This is a genomic window from Sorangium sp. So ce1014 (assembly GCF_051521505.1).
In the GTDB taxonomy this organism is placed as follows: domain Bacteria; phylum Myxococcota_A; class Polyangia; order Polyangiales; family Polyangiaceae; genus Sorangium.
In genome coordinates, this window is the sequence record NZ_CP150356.1 from 727018 (window position 1) to 750241 (window position 23224).

13 protein-coding genes are annotated in these 23224 nt (G+C 71.3%); 7 read left to right on the top strand and 6 right to left on the bottom strand.

Going from position 1 to position 23224, the window contains the following annotated elements; genetic code table 11:
- Nucleotides 1-165 precede the first annotated feature (165 nt).
- Nucleotides 166-2613, top strand: coding sequence for a family 43 glycosylhydrolase (locus WME75_RS02830; protein ID WP_437486154.1), 2448 nt, complete (start codon nt 166-168; stop codon nt 2611-2613).
- 51 nt (nt 2614-2664) lie between these two features.
- Here WME75_RS02830 and WME75_RS02835 read toward each other — a convergent pair whose 3' ends face one another.
- The gene (locus tag WME75_RS02835; RefSeq protein ID WP_437486156.1) at nt 2665-5817 is read right to left on the bottom strand and encodes a VWA domain-containing protein; all 3153 of its coding nucleotides are present in this window, start codon (nt 5815-5817) and stop codon (nt 2665-2667) included.
- A gap of 333 nt (nt 5818-6150) precedes the next feature.
- Here WME75_RS02835 and WME75_RS02840 point away from each other — a divergent pair, with 333 nt between their 5' ends.
- Nucleotides 6151-7347, top strand: a complete 1197-nt coding sequence (locus WME75_RS02840; RefSeq protein WP_437486158.1) for a serine/threonine-protein kinase — start codon at nt 6151-6153, stop codon at nt 7345-7347.
- A gap of 79 nt (nt 7348-7426) precedes the next feature.
- Nucleotides 7427-8026: a Uma2 family endonuclease gene (locus tag WME75_RS02845; protein ID WP_437486160.1), complete on the top strand. Its 600-nt coding sequence runs from the start codon at nt 7427-7429 to the stop codon at nt 8024-8026.
- Nucleotides 8027-8169: 143 nt separating this feature from the next.
- Here WME75_RS02845 and WME75_RS02850 read toward each other — a convergent pair whose 3' ends face one another.
- From WME75_RS02850 to WME75_RS02870, 5 genes are all read right to left on the bottom strand, one after another.
- Entirely contained in the window at nt 8170-10782 is a 2613-nt protein-coding gene (locus WME75_RS02850; protein ID WP_437486162.1) for a P-loop NTPase fold protein, read from the bottom strand.
- A complete protein-coding gene (locus WME75_RS02855) occupies nt 10770-12083 on the bottom strand; it encodes a trypsin-like peptidase domain-containing protein (RefSeq protein ID WP_437486164.1) in 1314 nt (437 codons plus the stop codon). The genes WME75_RS02850 and WME75_RS02855 overlap by 13 nt, the downstream gene beginning before the upstream one ends.
- Nucleotides 12080-13444, bottom strand: a complete 1365-nt coding sequence (locus WME75_RS02860) for a metallophosphoesterase (RefSeq protein WP_437486166.1) — start codon at nt 13442-13444, stop codon at nt 12080-12082. Before WME75_RS02860 ends, WME75_RS02855 begins: the two co-directional genes overlap by 4 nt.
- 785 nt (nt 13445-14229) lie before the next feature.
- The gene (locus WME75_RS02865) at nt 14230-16287 is read right to left on the bottom strand and encodes a VWA domain-containing protein (RefSeq protein WP_437486168.1); all 2058 of its coding nucleotides are present in this window, start codon (nt 16285-16287) and stop codon (nt 14230-14232) included.
- Between the two features lies 1 nt (nt 16288).
- Nucleotides 16289-17200, bottom strand: a complete 912-nt coding sequence (locus WME75_RS02870) for a DUF58 domain-containing protein (protein WP_437486170.1) — start codon at nt 17198-17200, stop codon at nt 16289-16291.
- Between the two features lie 344 nt (nt 17201-17544).
- Between WME75_RS02870 and WME75_RS02875 the strand changes: the two genes are divergently transcribed.
- The 4 genes from WME75_RS02875 (at nt 17545) to WME75_RS02890 (ending at nt 23220) form a co-directional block, all read left to right on the top strand.
- Nucleotides 17545-18702: a zinc-dependent alcohol dehydrogenase gene (locus WME75_RS02875; RefSeq protein WP_437486172.1), complete on the top strand. Its 1158-nt coding sequence runs from the start codon at nt 17545-17547 to the stop codon at nt 18700-18702.
- A 239-nt stretch (nt 18703-18941) separates the two neighbouring features.
- On the top strand, nt 18942-20516 hold the full coding sequence (locus WME75_RS02880; protein ID WP_437486174.1) for a hypothetical protein: 1575 nt from the start codon (nt 18942-18944) through the stop codon (nt 20514-20516).
- Nucleotides 20517-20527: 11 nt separating this feature from the next.
- A complete protein-coding gene (locus tag WME75_RS02885) occupies nt 20528-22093 on the top strand; it encodes a vWA domain-containing protein (protein WP_437486176.1) in 1566 nt (521 codons plus the stop codon).
- A 263-nt stretch (nt 22094-22356) separates the two neighbouring features.
- Nucleotides 22357-23220 carry a hypothetical protein gene (locus tag WME75_RS02890; RefSeq protein ID WP_437486178.1) on the top strand — a complete coding sequence of 288 codons (864 nt, stop codon included), beginning with the start codon at nt 22357-22359 and terminating at the stop codon, nt 23218-23220.
- The last annotated feature ends 4 nt before the right edge of the window (nt 23221-23224 follow it).

Sequence of the window (23224 nt, forward strand, 5' to 3'; positions counted from 1 at the left end):
GCGCGCCATCAGGAGTGCATAGAGCCATCCCGTCGATCGTGTTAACGTTCACATTGTTGTGCTGACGGATTATTGCCGGGTGACGGTCTTCGAGGTGCGGACTGTCGCTGCCGGTACCCGAGGCACAGCCATGGCGCCGGCACGACGTCAGTGGAGGAGCAGACGATGAAACGATACAGCGCGCCTGTCATGGCGATTCTCCTGGTCGGGTCTCTGGTCGCGGCGTGCGGAGAGGGCGGCGATTACACGCTCACCATCGAGACCGGCGGCGAGGGCACGACCGATCCCGCGCCTGGAACCTACACATACCCGTCTGGCAGCTGGGTCACCGTGACCGCGACGCCCGCCGCGGGCCGCAACTTCCTGGGATGGAGTGGAGCCGGCGCCGGGCTGGACAACCCCGTGTCCATCCCCCTGGACGCGAACAAGACGCTGACGGCCACGTTCGGCGCGGCCTTCGAGCCCACGACCTACCAGAACCCCGTCCTGCCCGGGGATCACCCGGACCTGAACATCTACCGGGAAGGCGACGCTTTCTACCTGGTCGGGTCCACCTTCCACATGATGCCGGCCTTCGAGATCCTGCGCTCGACGGATCTCGTGCACTGGGAGCGCGTGACCCGGGTGGTCCACGCCACCGCGGCCGCGCTGGACGAGCAGATCGGCCCTGGCAAGGGCACCTGGGGCGGCTTCATCACCAAGGCCGACGATGTGTACCGGGTCTACTACTCCATCGGGGCCACCCAGCACTTCTCTTCGGCGCCGAGCCTCGCGGGCCCATGGTCAGAGCCCACCAAGGTCGACGTCTTCCCCTACACGCCGCCCGGCAGCGAGACCTCGTACGAACGAGGGACCGGCTCCGACAACTCCGTGTTCGTCGACCCGGACAGCGGCAAGACCTTCATGCTCATCAAGAATGGACTGTGCAAATGGGACGCAGACCATCCCAATGACTTTGGCATCAACCTGGCCACGGAGATCGATCCTGCCACCGGGATGCTTGTGCCGGAGTCGACCATCGATCTGAGCTTCATCAACTGGGACCAGGAGACCGGCGGCTGCGGGGACTTCACCGATCCTGACTGGAGCAAGTGGGCCGAGGGGCCGACCATGGCCAAGCGCGGCGAGTGGTACTACTACTTCGTGTCGACCCACACGGCCTGCGGCGGGCAGCTGCACGCCTGGGCCTCGAAGAAGCTTGTCGGCAGCACCTCCGAGGACTGGTCATGGCTCGGCTATGTCCTGACCGGCGAGGAGCCGTACGCTGGCGTGCAGCACATCACGGCTCCGTTCGAGCTCGAGGATGGCACCTGGTGGACCCTTGCCCACTCGTACGACTGCAGCGGGGTGGGTACCCAGGACTGGAAGAACGGCGACTGGATGGGGCTGGGCCGTGAAGGGCTGCTCCTGTCGGTGGACTGGGTCGAGCAGGAAGTCGGCGAGCAGACCATCCCGGTCCCGCGGTTCGTGACCCAGGTGCGCGATCTGCCGGCGCCCGAGCTGCCGCGGAGCGACGCGCCCTTCCTGCTGCCCGTGAACGACGAGTTCTCGTCGGACAAGATCGGACCTGCCTGGACCTCCTACGGCCAGTCGGAGGACAGGTACTCGGTGACCGACCGCCCGGAGTGGCTGCGGATCAAGCCGGGTGCCGCGGAGACCACGTGGGTGGTGCAGAAGGACGCGCTGCGCTCGAGCACCATGGCCGTGAAGATGGAGTTCACGCCCGAGGCCGACGGCGACGCGGCGGGCGTCCGGCTGGGCAACGGCTACTGGCAGGACGAGCAGGTGCTCTCTGCCCCGACGTGGATGGCCAGCGACGAGAAGTTCATGCTCCCCGCCATCATGGAGGTCTCCGTGGCGCGGGTCATGGAGGACAGTGCCGACAAGATCCGGTTCTCCTTCCGCTCGCGCTCGGTGATGCCCCCGACCGAAGAGGGGGGAGCGTACACCGAGCTCGCCGAGCCGGTCGTGGTGGGCGCCTCGGTCCCGGCCCCCTCCGGCGCGGCGGTCTGGCTGAAGCTTGTCCGCACCGGCCACATGGCCACGGGCTGGTTCAGCTCCGATGGCGTCGACTGGACCCAGGTAGGCACCGAGATCGACCTCTCCACGCTCGACCACTTCTATGCCATGGCCCACACCTGGATTGGCAACCAGGCTGGCATGTTCGCGACCAACAGGAGCGCCGACTTCGACCTGTTCACTTACCGCGACGGTTTCACCCCGATCCCGGCCGCGGAGGCGAACCAGGAGTCCGGCGCCGGCGTCGTGTCGAGCGAGTCGGCGGGATCGGTGCTGGGCGAGCTGGAGAACGGCGACTGGGCCATGTATGGCAGCGTCGACCTCGGCAGCGGCGGAGTCAGCTCGAAGGCCATCGAGCTGAAGGCCGCGAGCGCCGGGCAAGGCGGCGCCGTCGAGGTCTGGATCGATCCGCTGGCCGGTGGCTCGGCGATCGGCACGTGCAACATCCCCGGCACCGGCGGCTGGGAGGAGTGGGCGACCACCACGTGCGACGTGAAGCCCACCGCGGGCACCCACGAGGTCTACTTGAAGGTGACGGGCGGCACGGGCGAGCTGCTGCGCCTCGCGTCGCTGCGCTTCGTGCCGGCCAGGTGACCTGTCGGGTGGTTCATCCCCGATCCGGTGATGAGCGGCCGACAGGCCATGTCACAGGCGCCCGCGGCGGCGCGCCAGGATCTTCTCCGCCGCGCTGAGCGGCCGCCCCTCGGGCGCCGCCTCGCCGCCCGCGGGGGCCGCTGTCCCGTGCGTGCTTCGCCCCGCCGCCGGCGCTCCGGCCGCTCCGCGCTGCTCCGGCCGCGCGGCCGCCTGCTCCCCCGGCGATTCCGGCTGCGCGGGCCCCTCGGGCGGCGTCCCCCATCCCGTCTGCGCCGGCCTCGGCGGGGGCGCCGTCCACGTCGGCCCGCCCCCGTCGCGGCCCTCGCCCCCGCCGCGGCCGTCATCGCGCGGCGCCGGCCCCCCCTGCGCCCCCTGCGCGGTCCCGCGCTGTGCCCCGCCCTGCGCGGTCCCGCGCTGCGCGCGTCCCCGCTCCCGCGCCGACAGCAGCGCCCCCACCGTCGCCCCCGCGCTGGCCGCCTCCGCCGCGGCTCCCCACCGCCTCGCCCGCAGCCGCTCTCCCGCCCGCGCGGCCCACGCCGCCGCCGCCTCCGGCAGCGCGAGCCGCCGCGCCGCCACCGCGAGCAGCAGCGCGAGCGCGGCGAAGCTGACAAGCCCCGGCGTCGCGTCCCGGTACGCGAAGCGCTTCGACGCCCGGTCCTCGAAGATCCCCGCGAGCGTGTCGCGCCGCTTGCCCCCGGTGAACTCCGCGATCCGCCCGAGCAGCGACAGATCGCTGCCCGTCGGGCGCAGCTCCTCGCCGGCCGTCATCGCCGCCCCCGTGGTCCCCACGGCCTCCCCCGTGAGCTCGTCCCGGGCCACCGCCACGTACGTCCCCGGCCGCGAAAGCGGCAGCGTCGCCGTGTACGCCCCCGCGCCCGTCGCCTCGAGCGGGAGCTCGCGCGCGAAGCCGTCGGGCCCCGCCACGTGCACGACAAGCCGGCGGAACGACTGCGCCCGCCCGTCGTCGCCGATCACGCTCGCCCGCACCGACAGCTCGCCGCCCGACGCGTCGGCCTCGAGGCGCACGCGCGGATCCTCCTCCTTGCGCGTCACGTCGCGCGCCGCCTGCGCGATCATCCGCGCGGCGCCGGGCCAGCGCGTCCACGCCGCCCCCCAGCGGTCCTTGAGATCGCTCGTGAACGCCGCGGCCCGGCCGAGCCCCGCCGACCACACCGCGAGCACCGGATCCCCCTCCGGCCCGGACAGCAGCACCGTCGCCCGGCTCTTGGGGACCGTCACCACGTAACCCGCGAGCGGCGGCGCCTCGCCGAACGGCACGCCCGCCGTGATCGACGACGGCGCGCCCAGCGCCACGTGGAACGGCTCCTCCACGATCGCGCTCCTCGCGGCGAGGATGGTCTCCTGCGTGAACACCGCGGGCAGCCGCCCGGCGTCCTCGACGAGGTAGAAGCGGCCGCCGCCGAGGCGCGACAGCGTCTCCAGCTCCGGCACGTCGTCGCCCTGGCCCAGCGCCACGACGCTCGTCGTGATCCCGCGGCGCATCGCCGCCTCCACCATCGCGCGGCAAGGCCCCATGTTCTCCGCGTCCGACCCGTCGGCGAAGAGCAGCACGTGCTTCAGGTTCGAGCCGTCCCGGTCGAGCGCGCGGTAGGCCGCCTCGAGCGTGATGTCGACGTAGATCCCGCCGCCGCCCGGGCCCACGGCGCGGATCGCCCTGTCGATCGCGGCCTTGTCCGCGACCGGCCCGAGCGGCACGCTCCATTGCACCGCCGTGTCGACGTGCGCGACGCCGAGCCGGTCGCCGGGGCCGAGCAGCGACGCCGACCGGGACGCGGCCTCGTTGGCGAGCTCGAGCTTCGTCTGGGCGCCGGCGGTCGCCGCCATCGAGCCGGAGATGTCGATGCCGATCACCTCGGCCAGGCTCGCCCGGCGGCGCTCCTGCTTCAGGTCGAACGAGACCGGGGAGACGTCCTCGAGCGGCGTCCGCGCGTAGCCGCCCGGCCCCATGCTCCGATCGCCGCCCATCAGGAGCAGGCCGCCGCCGAGGTCGCGGACGTAGCTCGCGAGCGCGTCGATCTGGCCCGGCGACAGGTCCGCCGCGCGGAGGTCGCTGAGCACCACCACGTCGTAGCCGGCGAGCGTCCCGAGATCGGCCGGGACGCGGCTCAGGCCTCCCTCGTCCACCCGGAACGCGCCGTCCGCGAGCGCCCGCGCGATGAACGCGCCCTGCCCGGCGTCGCCCTCGAGCACGAGCGCGGCCGCGGCCCCGCGCACGCGCACGAACGCGCTCCCCGCGTTGTCCTCGGCGGCCTCGTCGAGCCTCGGATCCTTCGCGGTGATCTCGACGTCGTAGCGGTGCAGCCCCGGCCCCGGCGCCTTCTCGCGGATGCGCAGCACGTCCTCCCCCGCGGCGATCGAGGCGTCGGCGCGGGCGATGAGCTCGCCGTCGCGGCGCAGGCGGATCTCGACCTCGGCCGGGGACGGCGACGACGTGACGAGCCGCAGATCGAGCGCCTCGCCCTCGTCGGCCCGCGAGGGCGCGCGGAGGGCGACCACGCGGATGTCGGGGACTTTCCGCTGCTCCAGCGGGAGCACGTCGATCGGCGTTCCGGCGGCGACGGCGGCGGCGGCCGCGGCCATCGTGTCGCCGCGGGTGGCGACCCCGTCGGTGAGCAGCACGACGCGCGCCGCGGAGTCGGGCGGCACCTCGGCGAGGGCGCGCCGGATGCCAGCGGCGAGATCGGTTCCGTCGCGGCCGAGCGCGACCCGCTGCGGGGCGGGGAGCTGCGAGCGCGGGCGCGGCGGATCCTCGGTCGCCGCGCTGGCGGCGAAGACGATGGTGGCGATCCGGTCGTCCTCGCGCATGCCGAGCTCGGCGACGGAGAGCTCCTGCGCGACGCGCTTGTCGGCGCTTGGCACGAGGTCGATCGAGCGGCTGCGATCGATCGCGAGCAGGACGGTGAGCCGGTCGAGTGGCCGGCCAATCTCCGGCCCGGCCACGGCCATGGCCGCCGCGAACGCCGCGAAGGGGGTGACGAGGTCACCGAGCCGCGCGCGCCACGCCCCCTGCCCGCGGGCGCGCGCCGAGGCGAGCGCGAGCCCGAGGTACCGGAGCGCGATGAACGACGTCGCGCCCGCCGCGAGCAGCGCGCCCCAGGGCCGCGCGAGCCGGAGATGGGCGTCCGGGAGCAGCCCGCACCAGACAAGGCCCACGTAGAGCGCCGGAAACACGCCTGCGATCATCCAGGCGAGCAGGATCGGGCGGCGGAGCGCGCCGCGTCGGAGGGCGAGGCGGAGCAGCGCGGCGAAGAGGAGCGCGCCGGCCAGCGTGGCGGCGTAGGGCAGGGCGCGCAGCGCGGCCGCCGGGATCAGGGAGGCCTCCGTTCGATCCGCATGCGGTGGAGGCGCAGTAAATCATCTTTGCGGCGCCCGGGGATGCCGCTTCGGCGGGGTGTGGCCGAGTGCCCCATCGAGGCAGCCGTGCGGCGCCCCTGTCGGTTTAGAGCGGAAATCAGGCGGCATTTTGGCCCCTCCTGTCCCCATTTCCATGTTTGTCCGAGATGGCACGCTGTCTGCTTGAGCGCGGGCACGGGCGGCGAGGCCGCGCAGCAGGGGGCAGGAGAGATCATGTCGCGCATCGAGACCACGGACGCCTGGAGCACCTCGGACGACGGCTCATGGGACCTGGACGAGGGGTTCGGCGAGCCCCCGTCCAGCGTGCACTACCAGGAGGGGGATCTCGTTGCGGGAAAGTACCGGCTGGTCCGCAAGCTCGGCGAGGGCGCCATGGGCACGGTCTGGGTCGGGGCCCACGTCGTGCTCGGATCCGAGGTCGCGATCAAGCTGATGCGGCCCGAGCTCCGGTCGGCGGAGCTGGCCGAGTATTTCCTCCGCGAGGCGCGCGCCGCCGGCCGGCTGAATCATGCGGAGGTCGTCCGGATGTTCGACTTCGGCGAGGACGCCCAGGGCGATCCCTACCTGGTGATGGAGCTCATCGAGGGCGAGTCGCTGAGGAGCGTGCTGTCGCGCGAGGGGAGGATGACGCCGGAGCGGGCGATCGCGCTGCTGTTGCCGGTCGCGGGCGCGATGCATGCGGTGCACGAGAAGGGGGTCGTCCACCGCGATCTCAAGCCGGACAACGTGATGCTCGTGCGCCGCGGCGGCGGCCGGCTGCAGCCGAAGGTCGTCGATTTCGGCGTCGCGAAGCTCGTCTCCGAGCGCGAGGAGAGCCAGGCGTCGGGGAGCTTCGATGTCTTCGGGACCCCGGACTACATGCCGCCGGAGCAGGTGCTCGCCGCCCCCGACCTCGATCGCCGCGCCGACATCTGGTCGTTCTGCGCGATGCTGTACGAGCTGCTGTCGGGCCGCCCGCCGTTCTCGTCGAGGAACGCGCTGGACGGCCTGCGCGCGGTCCTGCAGGACGCGGTGCCGTCCCTGGTCGATACGCGCGGCCTCGACGCGGATCTCTGGGCGATCCTGGACCGCGGGCTGCAGAAGGAGGCGACCTCGCGCTGGTCGAGCATGCGCGAGCTCGGCGAGGCGCTCGCCGCGTGGCTCCGGTCGCGGGGCGTCCGGGAGGATGTGCGGGGCGTGTCGCTCGAGGGGGAGTGGCTCCCGCCGGAAGAGACCTGCGCGCCCGTGAGCTGTGGCATGGCGCCACGCCTTTCCTGGGCGGAAGAGCGGGGCCGGCCGAGCCGCCGGTGGTCGTCGCGCCGCCGGGGGCACCGGCTGCACCGGGGCCGGTCGTCTGCCGAGCAGGTGGTTTGCCAGTGAGGACGAGGACGCGCCGCTGAGCGGTCCGGGAAGCCCCGGCCCCGGAGCCGGCGGCGGTGTATGCTCGCGCCGGTCGCGCATGAACCTCGCTGACAAGCTCGTCCGGCCCGCCACGCTCGCCGATCTCGACGACCTGCCGCCCGGCTGGCAGGGCGAGATCATCGACGGCACGCTGTACGCCTTTCCTCGTCCGCGCTTCGTCCACGCGAACATCGAGGACCTGATCACGGCCGACCTGAAGAACCCCTACCAGCGGGGCAGGGGCGGTCCGGGGGGATGGTGGATCCTCTCCGAGCCGGGCATCCAGGTCGAGCGCGCGCCCGAGATCTCGCCCGATGTTGCAGGCTGGCGCCGGGCGCGCATGCCCGCGCCGCCGCAGCCCAAGGAGCCCATCGCGCTCGTCCCCGACTGGTGCTGCGAGATCCTCTCGCCGCGCACGGCGAGCTACGACAACCTCGTAAAGCGCCGCTTCTACGCCGAGATCGGCGTGCCGCACCTCTGGTACGTGGATCCCGCCCGACGGACGTTGCTGGTCAGCCAGCTGGAGAACGGGCGGTGGGTGGAGCTGGGTCTCCACGGGCGAGACGAGAAGGTGCGCGCCGCGCCGTTCGAGGACGTCGAGATCGACCTGGCCGAGTGGTGGGAAGGGCTCGACGAGGACCTGGACGACGAGGCCTGAGCCGCACGGGAAGGTGCCCCCGCAGCGGCCGAAGCGGACGCCTCTCGCTCCTGCTCGGCGCGATCCGAGGACGGCCCCACCGCAGCAGGAAGCGGCGGAGCTGGCGCGCTGGCGGTCTCCGGGGTGGGGCGGAGCCGCCAGAGTCAGGAGCGGCTGCCCTGCGGGAAGTCGTCCTCCAGGCCAGCCTCGAGATCATCCCCCTCCGTGTGCTCCTTTTCCCACCACCGCTCCACGTCGGGTCCGACGAACGAAGCAGGCAGCTCCTTCCGCTTGGCCAAGGTGACCATCCGGTCGATGGGCTCGCCGTTCGAGACCTTGCGCGCGAGATCGGGCGCGTTTGCCCGCATCAGGTAGGCACTGTATTCGCGACGGATGTCCTCGCTTCCGCGACCTCGCTGATAAGCCCGAAACCATGCCTCTCCTGCCGCCTGCTCATACTCATGCTTGAACAGAAGGGCCGCGTACTCGTGAAGACCGCGCTGAAGACCGCGCCCGGGCGCGGTACCTCCCCGAATGAGATTTGCTCGATGCGTCCAAAACGCGTACCGATACAGCTCCAGGGCTTCGCGTTCATCGTTCACGTCGGGGGACGCGGCGTCGAGACTCGCCATCCTAAAAAGCGCAGTGACCGCATCCGCACCCAGCACGGCGTGGTAGTGAGCTTTTGTGACCTCCCGCGCCAGCTTCCTGTCGCCGACCTGAGCGAGCGCCCGCATGAGCCACAGGTACCGAAGCCCGTCCCCGGCCATCCGCTTGAAGTCGTTGATCGCACTTCGCAGCCGTTCTTCATCGACCCCGGCCAGGCTCCCCTGTGCATTGCCGAGCCTCAGCTCGTAATAGAGCGTGCGCTCGGGGCAGGGATCAGTGCCGCTGGACCGCAATCGCTGAACGAGCTCACCTGCCCTTGGATACAACTCCGCAATCTGCAGGCGCACGATCAAGTCGAGGTAATTTTGCGCTGCCTCCATGATCTCGGGGCCCAGCTCGAGTGCAAGTTCACAGAGCTTGCTCGCGATGCTGTGATTATTTGTTGATGCTATGGCGTTTGCGATCTCAATGAGCCTGTTGACATGCCGTCGGTCGAACCGTACTCGATTCGATTGTACGAGGTCATAGGCACGCTGCGCGTTCTGCAAGGCCCGCTGCTGATCGCGAGCGAACGTTTTGCCGATAGACAAATAAATGCCCTGGAATTGGCGCAGCGGGTTCGGCGGCCCCGTACCGTCGTCCGCCGAGTCCTCCTCCTTGACAGGCGGCCCCGCAGGTTCCAGTGAAAGCGCTCGTGCTCCGCGTGTAGCAGGCTTCTCGGTCCCCGCCGGATCGAGCGACTTCGCCGCCGCCTCCTCCTCCTCGTCGTCCGCGAGACCCGACCCGGGGTCGACCTCCGGCAGGGTTCGTGGCTCCTCAAGGGAAATCGATTTCAGGGGGTCGATCTCGGTCAACCACAAATACGGCAATGGCGGCGCGATCGCCAGATACCGCACGAGCTTCACCGGCACCTCGCCGAGCCCCATGTGCGGATACTCCTCGCAGACGTACTTCAGATCGTGCAGCACCTTCGTGTCAGGCGCGTTCCTCTCCCGCGCGTCCCGCCCGATTCCTTCGAGCTCCGCCACGAGGTTGACCGCTTTCGGATCCCCCTTCGACGAAGCCTCCCCTACCGCCTTCGCGAGCACGTTCCGGTGGAAATCCGGCCACGTCGTTTCGATCATCTTCTCCTTGAAGATCGCCCGCTTCCCGAGCACGTCGCTCGGATGCACCGCCCTCACCTCCAGCGCCCCGTCGATCTTCGGCGCGAGCAGGTTCAGGTACCGCTTCACCGACCGAGGCGTCATCTCGTGCAGCCCTTCCAGCAGCAGATCGAACGCCTCCCTCGTATCGTCCTGCGGCCAGAGCGGCTCGACCAGCTTCTTGACCCGCGGCGCCCTCTCCGCGAGGCCTTTCACGTACTCCTTCGCCCGCGCCCCGTCGAGCGTCGGCACCCAGACCGCGTGCTGCAGATACTTCTCCAGCTCGCGGTCCGTCTCCATCACCGACTTCCCTCCGCCCTGCGACCGCACCGCGCTGCGCAGGATCTCCTCGTCCACCGCCATCACGAAGAACAGGTTGTCGATGTCGCTGAGGTACTGGATCTCCTGCAAGAGCGAGAGCACGAAATCGGAGCCACAGCGATCCAGGTCGTCGAGCAGGACCACGAGCAGGCGCGGGCCCTTCTCGCACGAAGCGAGCTCCTGCCGGATGATGATCCCGCACAGATCCGGGATGCTCGTGAGCACCGCCGAGATCCGGTCGAACATCGCCGCGTCCCACACCGTCTCGGCGGTCGCGCCCTCCGCGCTCGTCATGCCCTCGGTCCGCTCCCGATCGATGATCCGCGCGTAATCCTCGAGCCGCTGCGAGATCTTCCGCGCGTCGCCCGCCATCGCGATCGATTGCAGGATCCGCATCGCGAGGGTCGTCCGGGCGTCCCGCCGCGAGGCCTGGAGCGCGGGCGCCTGGTACTCGCAGAACACCGGGCGCTTGCCCGCCGCCTCCGACCTCTCCTGCACGAACGAGCGCAGCATCTTGAGCGCGCTGCTCTTGCCCGTCCCCCATTTCCCGTGCACCGCGAACGTCATCGACGACGACAGGGGATCTTCCTTCGACCGGACGATCGTCTCCGCGATCCGCTCGAGCTCCCTCCGGATTGGCAGGCTCTTCCACAGGAGATCACCGTCCGCGTCGACCGGACGATCGTCGAGAATCACGATGGCCATGGCCCCATTCCCACGATGAAGCGGCTGCCCCGCTCGGCCGTCTCCAGGAGCTGCTCGCCCGCGTTCGTTCCGCGAACGGCGCCTCCAGGCTGCCGCTCCACCCACCCCACCTGGATGGCGCACTCGAGAGCGCGCGCGAACGCGAGAGGCGATACCCGCGGCAAACGCCCCGCGAGTTCCTCGCGCGAGAGCCTCGGCCCGCCCCGGAGCTGCCGCAGCACGGCCAGGACATGCTCCCGCCTCGCCGCGCGCCTCGCCCCCTCCGGCTTCAGCGTGAGCGTCCCATCCCGCCGCCGCTCTACCCACCCGCGCTCGATCATCCGCGCGACGGCGTTCGTCACGATGGGCGAGGAGACCACGCCGCCCATTCGATCCACGAGGGCTGCCTCCTCCTCCGATTTGTCGGGCATGAATGCGTGGAGCACCTGCAGGATCTCCGCCTCCGAGGCGCCGTCGCGCGACGCATCGCGGATCTCACGGCGGAGGTCCTCCGCACCCGGGAGCGCCGTACCGCGGTGCTCTTCGGCCTTCGCGAGCAGGTCGAGCCAGCCATCGCCGCCTTCCATCGCCGCCCGACGCACGAGTCCGTCGAGGGAATGGCCCAGGACGCTCCAGCTCATCGCGTCCGCGAGGTCCGCCGCGAGCGCCTCCTCGTCCTCGGCCCCGCGGAAGAGCTCTCGAACGCGGCTCGCGAGATCGCCGCCATCGCGGAGGCGCAGCAATCGCTCGACGGCCTCCACGGGCGCCGCATGGACGGTCGCCACGTCTTTCGACGTCTGGGTGATGATCCCGAGCACCTCGTCGTTGTGGTTGCGCACGGCCGAACCCGACATCCCCTCCCAGGTCGCCACCGTGCCCTGACGAACGTGGAGCTGGAATGCATTGCTGTCGAGATCGGCGGAGGCCCGCTGGACCACGCCCCCGAGCCCCACGCCCCGCTCTCGCCGCAGGCCCGGCAAATCGGGGTATCCCTCGGCGAACCATGGATCTCCCGGCGACGGCGGGATCGGCGACGGGACGAGGAGACACGGCTCGCCGAGCTTCGAGGGCTCCGGCATGCGCAGGATCGCCACGTCCGCCCGTGGATCGTACAGGAGGGGCTCGAGCGACGCCGAGGAGACACCTTCGAGGACGTACGTGCAGCCGGACCAGAGGGGGTCCTCGTGTTTCCAGAGGCGCGTCGCCGTGCCTCCGACGACATGAAATGCCGTCACGATGAGATCCGGGTACAGCGCCCAGGCCGTCCCGTGCTCCCGACGCCCCCCTTTCGAGGCCGCGACGATCCGCAGGCTCGGCCTCATTCGTGGTCTCGCAGCCGCGCCTCGCGCACGCGCCCGTCCTCGCCGAGCGTGATATCCGCGAACGTGAGTATCTGGGTCCTCGCCTCGTCCTTGCAGAGCCTCTTCAAGAAATCGGTGAGCTCCGCGTCCTTGCCCTCCGCGAGCGCATCCGCCGGCACGGACACGAGATCGGCCCACGTACCCGTATTGATGTACATCCGCCCCGCCCCCACGTGAATCTCGCGGGCGAGGTGCGTGTGTCCCATGACGACGACCTCCACGTCGCCCGTGAGCATTCGCTTTGCCGCGCCGAGCAAGGCGTCCTTCGGGTCATTCCAGTCTCGCTCGAACGTGCGGTCGATCGCGAGCATCCTCCGCATTGCCGTGCGAATGCGCTGCAGCCGGGCCTTCGGGATCGTTTTTCCCTGGTCGAGGAGCACCTTCATGCTGTCAGCGACGGGCAGGTCGAGGACGATCGGGATCAAGTCCGCCATGCCGACCTGCGTCGGTGGGCTGCGCAGCGTTCGATATTCGTCGCCAAACGCCGCGGCGAGCTCCACGTCCTCCTCCTCGTCGCGCGCTCCGACGTTCGTCGTGGTTCCGGGGGGCCGGCCGTCGACGTTCCTCCGGGCGAGTCGCTGCGCGTGAACCACGCGGGCCATCTGGGGCAGCGCCGAGCGGACGACGGCAGGCTCGAGCACGAGCAAGAGGAGCACGAGGAGCTCGCCCTCGGGCTTCAGGAGATCGACGAACGGATAGTGTTTCTTCAGCGGATTGACGAGGCGATGGACCAGGAGGCTGCCGGCAGAGACCTCGAGCTCGTCCATCGGCTCCTCGCCTCGCGAGAGCGCCGACGCGATCGCGCGGAGGTGCGTGAGGTCGTTCTGGTTGGCGTCGTCGTACCGGTTGCCATGCTCGATGAGCACGCCGCCGACCCGGTAGGCGCGGCCATCGTCGACGAACAGGACGTCGTGGGGCGTGGCCCCGAGGCGCCGGAGGAGCGCCTCTTGCACCTGCGGCAATGCGAGCTCCACATCGTGGTTGCCGAGCAAGATCGTCAGCGGGTGTCGCCGCGCCACGTACGCTCCAAGTGCGTCGAACACGTCGCCGAACGAGCGGTCCTTCATCACCACGTCGAGCTTCGCGACGGCCTCGGCGGGACGCGGCGTCCACGGCGAAGCCGCGCCTCCGGGCAAAGCCACTGCGAGGTAATCGACGAAATCACCGGCGATGACGAGCTCCACGGTCTCATCCGCGCCTGGCTCGGCGATGGAGCGGATGAACGTCGCGAGGCGGTCCGGGCGAGACATCATGCACGGCGGCTTTCCGCCGAGGTGCAGGTCCGAGATGACGAACAGGCGGCGTGTGCGAGGGCGGCTCATGGTGGCTCCGGGTTGCTCGACTGCGACGTGCAAGTGTTCGAGCGCGCCCTTCCGGGCTCAGCCTACATCGCCTCTCGGTGCGTGGCAATGAACCTCCTCCGTGTTGCTGCCCGGACGCCGGACCCCGCGTGGCCGTCCAACGATCTATGGGTGAGGACAGGAGCTCGCCCGCATCCAGGCCGCCAGCGGCGGAGGAGGCGTGTACGCGCGACCATTGGTCAGCTCCTGGTGGCAGATAGCCATCCGCGGGTGGTGGCCGGATTTGAACATGAAGGCGGGAAGGCGCGAAGAAAAGATCAATGAACTTCCCGTCTTCCCGCCTTCATGTGAATCACTCCGGGGCAAATAGAGCCACCACCCATCCGCGCCGAACGCGCAGGGCGGACTCGCGTGCCCGGCGCGCGCGAGGCGGCGCTGAGAGCCCATCCGGCCGCCATGGCGCACTCGTCCTCGACACGACCGCCCCGAGCCGCCTCTTCGCTGCCCTGAACCGCCTCCTCGCTGCCCCGAACCGCCTCTTCGCTGCCCTGAACCGCCTCTTCGCTGCCCCGAACCGCTCCACGGTTCCCCTGAAGGGCTCCACGGCTGCCCTTTTCGCCTCGGACCCCCCGTGGCCCCCCGGTCAGGCGCCCTTTTCGCCTCGGACCCCCCGTGGCCCCCTGGTCAGGCGCCCTTTTCGCCTCGGACCCCCGTGGGTAGTGCTCACATCTGCCCGGAGAGAGTTCACATGAAGGCGGTAAGGCGGGAAGATCCTTGATCTTTCTTCCCGCCTTCCGCCTTCATGTTCAAATCCGGCCACCACCCACCGGCCGCGGTATGCGCGTGAAGTACCAGACGTCGAAGAGCACGAAGGCGAGCGCCGCGAGGGCGACGAGCCAGGTCCACTCGATGTGGGCGTCCGGCTCGCCCGCCGCGCTGGAGACCGCGACCTCGCCGCCGCCCTCCGTGACGAGCGGCCTCGGCGCAAGATCGCTCTCGGCGACGCTCGTGAGGTTCGCCGGCACGACGACCGACCCGGCCTGCGGTCCCTGCCAGGCGAGGCGGTAGAGGCCGGCGCGCGGCGTCTCGGCGATCACCGCGACGCCGGCGCGCTGCGCGACGTCGAGCCGCTCGCCGGCAGGGCCGGTGGCCTGGAGATCCCGCGCCGTCGCGGGGACGCTCACGCGCAGCGGCTCGCCGGTGCGCGCCGGGCCGGTGATGCCATGGGCGCGGTGCGCCCGCGCCTGCTCGAGCAGGTTGCGCACGAAGAGCACGAACGACGCCTTGAGCGGCCAGTCGCTCTCGCCCACGTCGAAGCCGAGCAGCGTGCCGGTCCGCGACGAGGTGGAGATGTCGGTCGCGATCGTGCCCTCCTGGGCGCGGATGAGCGCCTGCGCCGCGCCCTCCGGCGTGAGGGACGAGGCGGCGCGGAGGTGCACGCCGTCCAGCGTGAGGAAGCGCAGCCGCGGATCGGCCGTGTCCCACGACGTGAGGGTGGGGCGCTCGAGCGTCTGCCCGACGAGCGTGCCGAAGCAGCGCCCGGGCGGCGGGTTCACGATCAGCAGATCGCCGCCCGGCGGATCGGGCGGACAGGCGCCGTCGATCACGACGAACGTGTCGGGATCGAGCCCGGGCGCCCCCAGGAGATCCGCGAGCCCACCCGAGGTGAACGAGGTCATCGGGTCCGACGCGAGCGCCCGCTCGAGCCACGCGGAGCTGCCCGAGGCCGTCGCCGGCTGCCCGCCCCGGCCCGGATCGCCCTCACCCGCGCCGCCCGACGCGAGGAACACCGGGAGCCTGTCGCCTGCCGGCACGCGGCCGTAGGCGACGTCGTCGAGCGGCATCGCGTCGGGCGGCGAGAGCTCGAAGACGAGCCCCTTGCGGTGGTCGCCGGGCGACGGGCGGAACGTGAGCACGACCGGCAGGCGCTCGCCCGGCTTCACCAGCACGCGCCGCGAGCTGAGCACGTCCACGGCGCTGTCCTGCCGCATCGTCACGTAGACGTCGCGCGGCTGCGCCCCGAAGTTCGCGACAACGAGGAAGGCCTGCACCTCCTCGCGGCCCTCCGGTCGCTCGCCGTTCGCGCCGGCCGCGCCGCTCGCGCCCGCGCTCTCGCTCCCGGAGCGCACGTCGACGCGGACGATGGCCGCGTTGTCCACCGGATCGCCGACGGTGATGACCTCGAGCGGGACTGACACCCCGCGCAGCGAGCCGGGGCGGGCCAGGTTGCCGTCGGTGATCACGACGATCCGGCGGGCGCCGCCGAGCTGCCGGAGCCGGTCGACCCCGAGGGCGACCGCGGCGCCGAGGTCGCCCTCGACGTCGCGCGCGGCGATCGGGTCGATCGCCGCCCTGAGCCGCACGAGATCGCGATCGAGCGCCGCGACGAGGCGCGCGTCGCGCCCCGCCTCGAGGATCAGCGCGTCGCTGCCCGGGGCGAGGCCGGCGAGGAGGTCCCTGGCGAGCTGCTTGGCGAGCTCGATGCGCGTCGTCGGCTCGCCGGACGGCCCCCGCGCGGCCGCGGACATCGAGGCGCTCGCGTCGAGGACGATCGCCACGTGATCGCCGGTGAGCTCGCGCCCGCGCGAGGCGGGGCGGGCGAGGGCGAGCGCGAGGAGCGCGAGGGCGAGCGCCTGCAGGACGAGCGGCAGCTGGGCGATGAGCCTCCTGAAGGGCGCGCGCGCCATGAGGTCGCGCTGCGCGGCGGCCCAGAGCCACGTCGAGGGGACGCGGCGGCGGCTCCGCTTGATCTTGAGGATGTAGAGCAGGACGAGCGGGCCGAGCAGCGCGAGCAGCCAGAGGCCGCCGGGCGAGAGCAGCGCGAGCGGAGCCCCCGCGGAGGCCTGGGCGAGCGGCGCGGCCACGTCAGTCGACGCTCCTCGAGACGAAGCGGCGGACGGCGCCCTCGAGCGGCTCGTCGCTTCGCGCCCGCACGTATGTCGCCCCGTGGCGGCGGGCCCAGCCGCGCAGCGCCTCGCACAGGCCGGCGAAGCGCGCCGCGTAGGCGGCCAGGGCCGCGGCGTCCAGGGTGACGTCGACGAGCGCCCCGGTCTCGGCGTCCTCGAGCGTCAGATCCCCCTCGAAGCTCGGCGCGAGCTCCTCGGCGGCGACGACCTGGAGGACCGCGACGTCGTGGCCCGCCTGCGCCGCGCGCCCGAGCGCGGCGGTGACGGGGCCGGGGTCGAAGAAATCGGAGACGACGCAGAGGAGGCCCGGCCGGGCGCTCTGCCGCACGACGGCGTCGATGGCCCGGGCGAGGTGGGTCCCGCCGGCCGCCTTCACGCCGTCGAGGGCGCGGAGGAGCGCGGCCAGCCCGGCGCGCCCGCGCACCGGCGCGTGCTTGCGGGCGATGCCGTCGCCCGCCACGAAGAGCTGCGCGCGCTCGGAGCGCGCGAGCGACATGTAGCCGATCGCGGCCGCGAGCCGCCGGGCGGCGTCGAGCTTCGTCGGCTCCCCGAAGTCGAGCGACGCCGACGCGTCGCACACGATCCGGGCGATGACGTCCTCCTCGGCGCGGAACAGCTTGAGCACCGGCTCGCCGGTGCGCGCGTAGGCCGCCCAGTCGATGCGCCGCATGTCGTCGCCGGGCGCGTAGGCCCGGTGCTCCTTGAACTCGGCCGACCCGCCGCGGCGCCGCGCGAGGTGCTCGCCGGCGCCCCCGGAGCGGGCGCGGATCTCGAGCCGCCGCTGCAGGACCTCGAGCTCGCGGACGAAGCTCGCGCCGAGGAGCGGCTCGGGACCGGAATCGGAAGGATCGGACGAAGAAGCGCGGAGCACCGGAGACGAGTAGACCTCGGCGCGGGCGGAGGTGCCAGCGGGCTGCGGAGGAACGGCCGCCCGCGCGCCGAGGAACGGCTGCCCGCGCGCCGCGAGAGGCGGCGGGCGGGCCCGGCCCACGGATGCCGCGCCGGCTCCGAGACAAACCGTCACCCTGGGGCGCGGCGCCACATCTGGATTCGCCGTGGCCCTCCAGGTTTCGTCCGCTGGCGCGCCTTCCCTCCGTGGCTCGCTTTATGCCAGCCACAGCGAGCCACGCAGCGGTCCAGCTGTTCGTGCGTGGGCTCGACCGGCCAGAGCCGTCGATCGCCCTGTACCGGTGGTTCACCAGAGGAGGAGGCATCGTGAAGGCGCTTGTTTTCCACAAACCCTCCGACGTCCGCGTCGAAGACGTCCCGGATCCCAGGATCGAGGAGCCCACCGACGCCATCGTGCGCGTCACCGCGACCGCGATCTGCGGCTCCGATCTTCATATCTACAACGGCTTCTTCCCCCAGGTGAGGCCCATGGTGCTCGGCCACGAGTTCATGGGCATCGTGGAAGAGACAGGCCCGCTGGTCACGAAGCTGAGGAAGGGGGACAGGGTCATTGTCCCGTTCCCCATCGCGTGTGGACGTTGCTTCTTCTGTCAGGCGGAGCTCCCCGTCCACTGCGAGCAATCGAATCCAAAGCACTATGGCCCCGAAGGCGGCGTGATCGAGAGCAAGGGCGCCGCCCTCTTCGGGTATACGGACCTCTACGGCGGCTACGACGGGGGCCAGGCCGAGCTCGTGCGCGTCCCGTACGCCGACTTCGGGCCGCGGAAGGTGCCCGAGGGGCTCACCGACGAGCAGGTCCTCTTCGCCACCGACGTCCTGCCCACCGGGTGGACGGCGATCGAGTGGGCCGAGCTCAAGGGCGGAGAGACGGTCGCGGTGTTCGGGTGTGGGCCGATCGGGCTCGCGACAATGAAATGCGCCTGGCTGCGCGGCGCGGGGCGCGTCATCGGCGTCGATCGGGAGGAGTACCGCCTGAAGAAGGCCCGCGAGGTCGCCCGGGCCGAGACCCTCCAGCTCGACAAGGTCGATGTCGTCGAGGCGATCCGCTCGATGACGCACGGGCGCGGCGCGGACGTGTGCGTCGACGCGGTCGGGATGGAGGCGCATCGCACCGTCCTCGAGAAGGCCGCCAACGTGCTTCACGGCCAGGTCGGGACGATCTCGGCCCTCAAGCTCGCCTTCAGCGCCGTGCGCCGGGGCGGGGTCGTTCCGGTCGTGGGCGTCTACGGCGTGTCCTACGACAACTTCCCGCTGGGCCAGTTCTTCGACAAGGGCCTCAGGATGAGGGCCGGCCAGGCGCCGGCGCACAACTTCGTCGACCCGATCCTGAAGCACATCCAGGAGGGCCATCTCCGGGCGGACGACATCATCACGCACCGCCTGCCGCTCTCGCGCGCCCCGCACGGCTACGAGATCTTCAACAAGAAGCTCGAGGACTGCGTCAAGGTCGTCCTCACGCCCTGACCCGGATCCACCGCCCTCCGCGCGCCCAGCGCGCGCCCCGGCGCACGCGGCGCGCGGCGCGCGGACCGGCCGCCTGACATCGGCGTCAGGGGGCGCGCCGCGGTGTCGTCACCTAACCTATTGATTTTGTGAATATTTTTTCGGGGTATGTCCCTTGCTTTGGGGCGGTCCTCGGCAAGCCACTCGCTCGCTTGCTTGGCCACCGTGCTGGCCCCTCATCGCACGGAAGGACAGCTCTGATGCATCGAGATCTGCGCTCGTATCGATCGCTCCTTCACCCCCTATGGATAGGAGCCCTGGCGCTCCTCGTCCTCAACGATCACGCCCTCAAGGGATCCGGCCTGCTCCCCGGATGGGTGACCGGAAAGCTCAGCGACTTCGCCGGGATGCTTGTCGCGCCCGCGGTCCTCGCCTCGCTGCTCCGCGTCTCCTCGCGCCGCGGCTTCCTCGGGGCGCACGTCGCCACCGGGGCCGTCTTCTCCGCCATCAAGCTCGCTCCGGAGGCCGCCCGCGCGGTCGAGGGGCTCATGGCGCTCACGCCGCTCCCGTGGCGCATCACCGTCGACCCGACCGACCTCCTCGCGCTGCCGGTGCTCCTCGTGTCGTACCGCGTGCTCGGCGAGGCCGCGCGGCGGCCCGAGCCCGCGCAGCGCCCGATCGCGCACCGGCTGGCGCTGATGGCGGGCAGCCTCTCGTGCGTGGCCACGAGCTACGAGCCGCCTCCGTGCGGCGAGGCCGAGGGCTGCTTGCCGCCGCAGCCGCAGGAGCTCGCGTCGCTCGTGATCGGCAATGCGACCGAGACCGAGCAGCTCTTCCGCGTGCGCCGGCTCCGGGAGACGGCGCGGGTCGACTGCAGCGCCATGCTCGCCGATCCGGCGGGCACCCTCTCGCGCGATCTGTTCGCGAACGCCGAGACCTGGCTCATCGCGCCAGGCCGCGCGCTCCCGCTGGGCAACGCGGGGTGCGACGCCTACCTGATCGACGCCGACGGGCTGCCGCTCACGCTGCTCGCGTGGTCGGCGGAGCAGTTCCCGGAGCAGCTCCTCGTCACCACGACGGAGAACTCGCTGCCGGATCGGATGATCGCGCTGCAGCGCGCCGGGGCCAGGCTCGAGCTCGCCGAGCACCCGGCGGTGTTCGACGCGCCGCCCGCCGAGCCCCCGCCGCCGGCGGACGCGTGCGGCGTCTCGACCCAGGGGAGCCGCCTCGACTGGACCCTGCCCGTCTCCGAGGCGGCGGTCCTCACCGGCATCACGTCGTCTCCGGACGGGTGCCACGCCCTCGCGCTCGAGCGCGGCGATCGCGGTGATACGTTCTTCCTCTGCGCTCCCGCGGAGGCGATCCCGTTCAGCGAAGGCGAGCTCCTCCACGTGAGCCGGGTCGCGATCGACGGCGGCGACTATCCGGAGCGCCCGGAAAACGAGCGGGCGCTCGCGCGCGGCATCCACATCGAGAGCGAGACGCACGCCGTGCTCGTGCTGCAAGGCAACGTGCTCGCCCGCGGCTCGATGGTCGGCCGGCAGGCGTCCACCGATTTCCTGGCCGAGCTCACCCCGCTCAAGGGCTGCAGCGGGTTCCACGACGCGTGCGGCAGCCTCGTCGCGCCGCTCGAGGTGTCGCTCCTCGGCGACGGCGTCTCCGGGGTCGTCTCCCTGCGCGCCGGAGAGAGCGCGGCGCTCGCCGAGGGCGCCGAGACGCTCCTCGTCGTGCGCGCCGAGGACATGCCCGTCCGCAACGCGGAGTGCTTCACCGCTCCCATCGATCAACCCCGCCTGCTCGAGTCGGTCTGGATCGCCGCCACCGCGGCGCCGTAGGAGATCACGCCATGAAGCTTCGAATCCATCATGTCCTCGCGCTCGGCGCCGCCGCGGCGCTCGGCGCGATCGGCTGCAGCTCCGACGAGGGCGACTCCGGCGGCTTCGCCTCGCCCGAGGCGCCCCCGGGCAGCGTGGGTGTCTCCCAGGGCGGCTCGCAGGACTTCGGCCTGTTCCGCCAGATCCTGGAGGACGGCGAGATCCCCGGGCCGGACACGCTCGACGACGTCGGCTTCTTCGCCGAGCACAAGCTCGACTACCCGGCCCCGACCTGCGGCGACGACGTGTGCATGCACGGCCTGCTCGGGATCATGGGCAACATGATCAGCGGGTCGCCCTGCACGCTCATCCAGATCGGGATGAACTCGCCCGTGGATCTCGGCGCGCTCGAGCGGCCGCCGCTCCACCTCGTCATCGCGGTCGACACGAGCGCCTCGATGCAGGGCGCCCCCATCGCCTACCTGAAGGCGGGGCTGGTCGAGATGATCGACGCGCTCGGGCCGACCGATCGGATCTCGCTCGTCCGCTACTCGAACACCGCCGAGGTCGTCCTGGAGCAGGCGGAGGGCTCGGACCGGGAGGCGCTCACCGAGGCGTTCGAGGGCCTCGTCGCCGCCGGGTCGACAAACCTCTACGAGGGGCTCTTCACCGCGTTCGCGGTCGCGGAGCGGCACCTCGATCCGGCCTGGCAGAACCGCGTGATCTTCCTGTCCGACGGCGTGGCCACCGCCGGGCTCACCTCGCCGGAGCGGCTCGTGTCGCTCGCGCGGGGCTACGCGGAGAAGGGGATCGGCGTCACGGCCGTCGGCGTCGGCGCGGAGTTCGACGTCGGCGCGATGCGCGGGATCAGCGAGGTCGGCGCGGGCAACTTCTACTTCCTCGAGGACCCGAAGGCCGTGGAGGAGGTCTTCACGGAGGAGGTGAAGACGTTCCTCGTGCCCTTGGCGCTCGACGTCGAGCTCGACGTCGCCGTGGGCGACGGCTACGTCGTGCGCGGCGCCTACGGCACGAACGGCTGGCAGGGCGGCGAGCGCGGCGGGGCCGTGCACATCCCGAGCCTCTTCCTCGCCGGCCGGACCAGCGCCTCGGAGCCCGTCGGCTCCGGCCGGCGCGGCGGCGGCGGCGCCATCGTCCTCGAGCTCGTGCCGAAGCCCGATCAGCAGGGCGTCGGCGATCCCCACGCCGTGGGCTCCCTCGCGCTGTCGTGGAAGCACCCGCTGACGGGCGAGACCCACGCGCAGCAGGTGGACATCGAGGCGCCGAGCACGCCCGACGCGCCGCCCGAGGGTGGCTATTTCTCCGGCGATACCGTCGAGAAGGGCTTCGTGATGCTGAACCTCTACGCCGGGTTCAAGCTCGCCGCCCAGCTCGCCGCCGACGCCGATCCCCGCACCGCGCGGCGCACGCTCGAGGCGCTGCGCCCGAACGTCGAGGCGTGGCTCGAGGAGCACCCGGACCCGGACGTCGAGGACGACCTGCGCTACGTCAACCTGTTCATCGAGAACCTCATCACGGCGGAAGCGGACGTGCAGCCCTACACGCCCGCGGAGCCGCCGAACCCCTGGCCCGCCGATTGAATCACGCGGTCCCCGCGAGGCCGCCGCGGCCGTGATCCGCCGCGGCGGCCAGCGCGCGCCGGGCGATGCTGTCGCCCGGTATTCACATGGACCGTATCAACAGGCGTTCACAGGCGTGAACGGACTGTCTCGGCGCGCGCGGGGAGCGTGCCGGCACGCTCCCCGCGCGCCGCGAGCGTGCACCGCGCAAATAGCGCTTCCCTGAAGGTGATTGTCCTGTGTAGGATCCTGTGTTTGCGGCCGTTCGAGAAGGAGAATTGATCGTGCGAACATCCAGCGTTCTCGGGTTGGCGAGTATCATCGTATGTCTGACGGCCGCTCTCCCCGCGAGCGCCGGCGTCGAGGAATGCGGCAACATTCGCTTCGACGAGCTGTCGAACTGTGAACTGCGCGTCAAGGCCGAGTGCTCGGCGGGCTGCAGCGAGCTCGGGATTTACAAGACGGCGTGCGCCACGAGGCTCGTGCCGGTCTGCAAGACGGAGTGCTCCCTCTCGGCGGAGGCGACCTGCACGGACAGCTGCACCACGCAGTGCAGTGATGGCTGCAAGAGGGGCATCAACGTCATCTGTTCCCACAACTGCTTCGTCGAGTGCACCGCCACGCGGGACGCCGAGTGCTCCGTCAACGCCGACGTCGACGCCGCGCAGTGCGCCGCGACGTGGGACGCGAACTGCGACAGCGAGTGCGACGCCCAGTGCGTGACGGTGGATGGCGACTGCTATCAGCACTGCGTCGAGTGCTGCGGCGGCTCGTGCACGGCCGACGCGAACATGGACTGCCAGACCACCTGCCAGGACAAGGAATTCGAGGACTGCGAGCACGAATTCCGCGCAGACTGCGATGCTTCCTGCAGCGGAGACGGCGCGCTCTTCTGCGATGGGACGTACGTCATCTCCGGATCGCAGGTCCCGGCGTGCGTGAAAGCGCTGCTCGCGCAGGGCGTCTCCGTGAAGGCCGAGGCGGAGGTCACCCTCGGTACAGACGGCGTGAGCGGCGATCTGTCCGCCGGCATGTGCGCCGCCAGCCCGGGGCGCAAGGCCTCCCTCGCCGCGCCGTTCGCGGCGCTCGCCGCGGCGGCAGGCTGGCTCGCGCGGCGGCGCAAGCGGTCCTCGCACGTGTCGCGCTGATCGC

Bases quoted from the DNA above. Each gene is read 5' to 3' on its own strand.
- WME75_RS02880 (WP_437486174.1), top strand. From the start codon at position 18,942: ATGCATCGAGATCTGCGCTCGTATCGATCGCTCCTTCACCCCCTATGG.
- WME75_RS02835 (WP_437486156.1), bottom strand. From the start codon at position 5,817: ATGATCGCAGGCGTGTTTCCGGCGCTCTACGTGGGCCTTGTCTGGTGC.
- WME75_RS02860 (WP_437486166.1), bottom strand. From the start codon at position 13,444: ATGAGCCGCCCTCGCACACGCCGCCTGTTCGTCATCTCGGACCTGCAC.
- WME75_RS02855 (WP_437486164.1), bottom strand. From the start codon at position 12,083: ATGAGGCCGAGCCTGCGGATCGTCGCGGCCTCGAAAGGGGGGCGTCGG.
- WME75_RS02845 (WP_437486160.1), top strand. From the start codon at position 7,427: ATGAACCTCGCTGACAAGCTCGTCCGGCCCGCCACGCTCGCCGATCTC.
- WME75_RS02830 (WP_437486154.1), top strand. From the start codon at position 166: ATGAAACGATACAGCGCGCCTGTCATGGCGATTCTCCTGGTCGGGTCT.
- WME75_RS02850 (WP_437486162.1), bottom strand. From the start codon at position 10,782: ATGGCCATCGTGATTCTCGACGATCGTCCGGTCGACGCGGACGGTGAT.
- WME75_RS02885 (WP_437486176.1), top strand. From the start codon at position 20,528: ATGAAGCTTCGAATCCATCATGTCCTCGCGCTCGGCGCCGCCGCGGCG.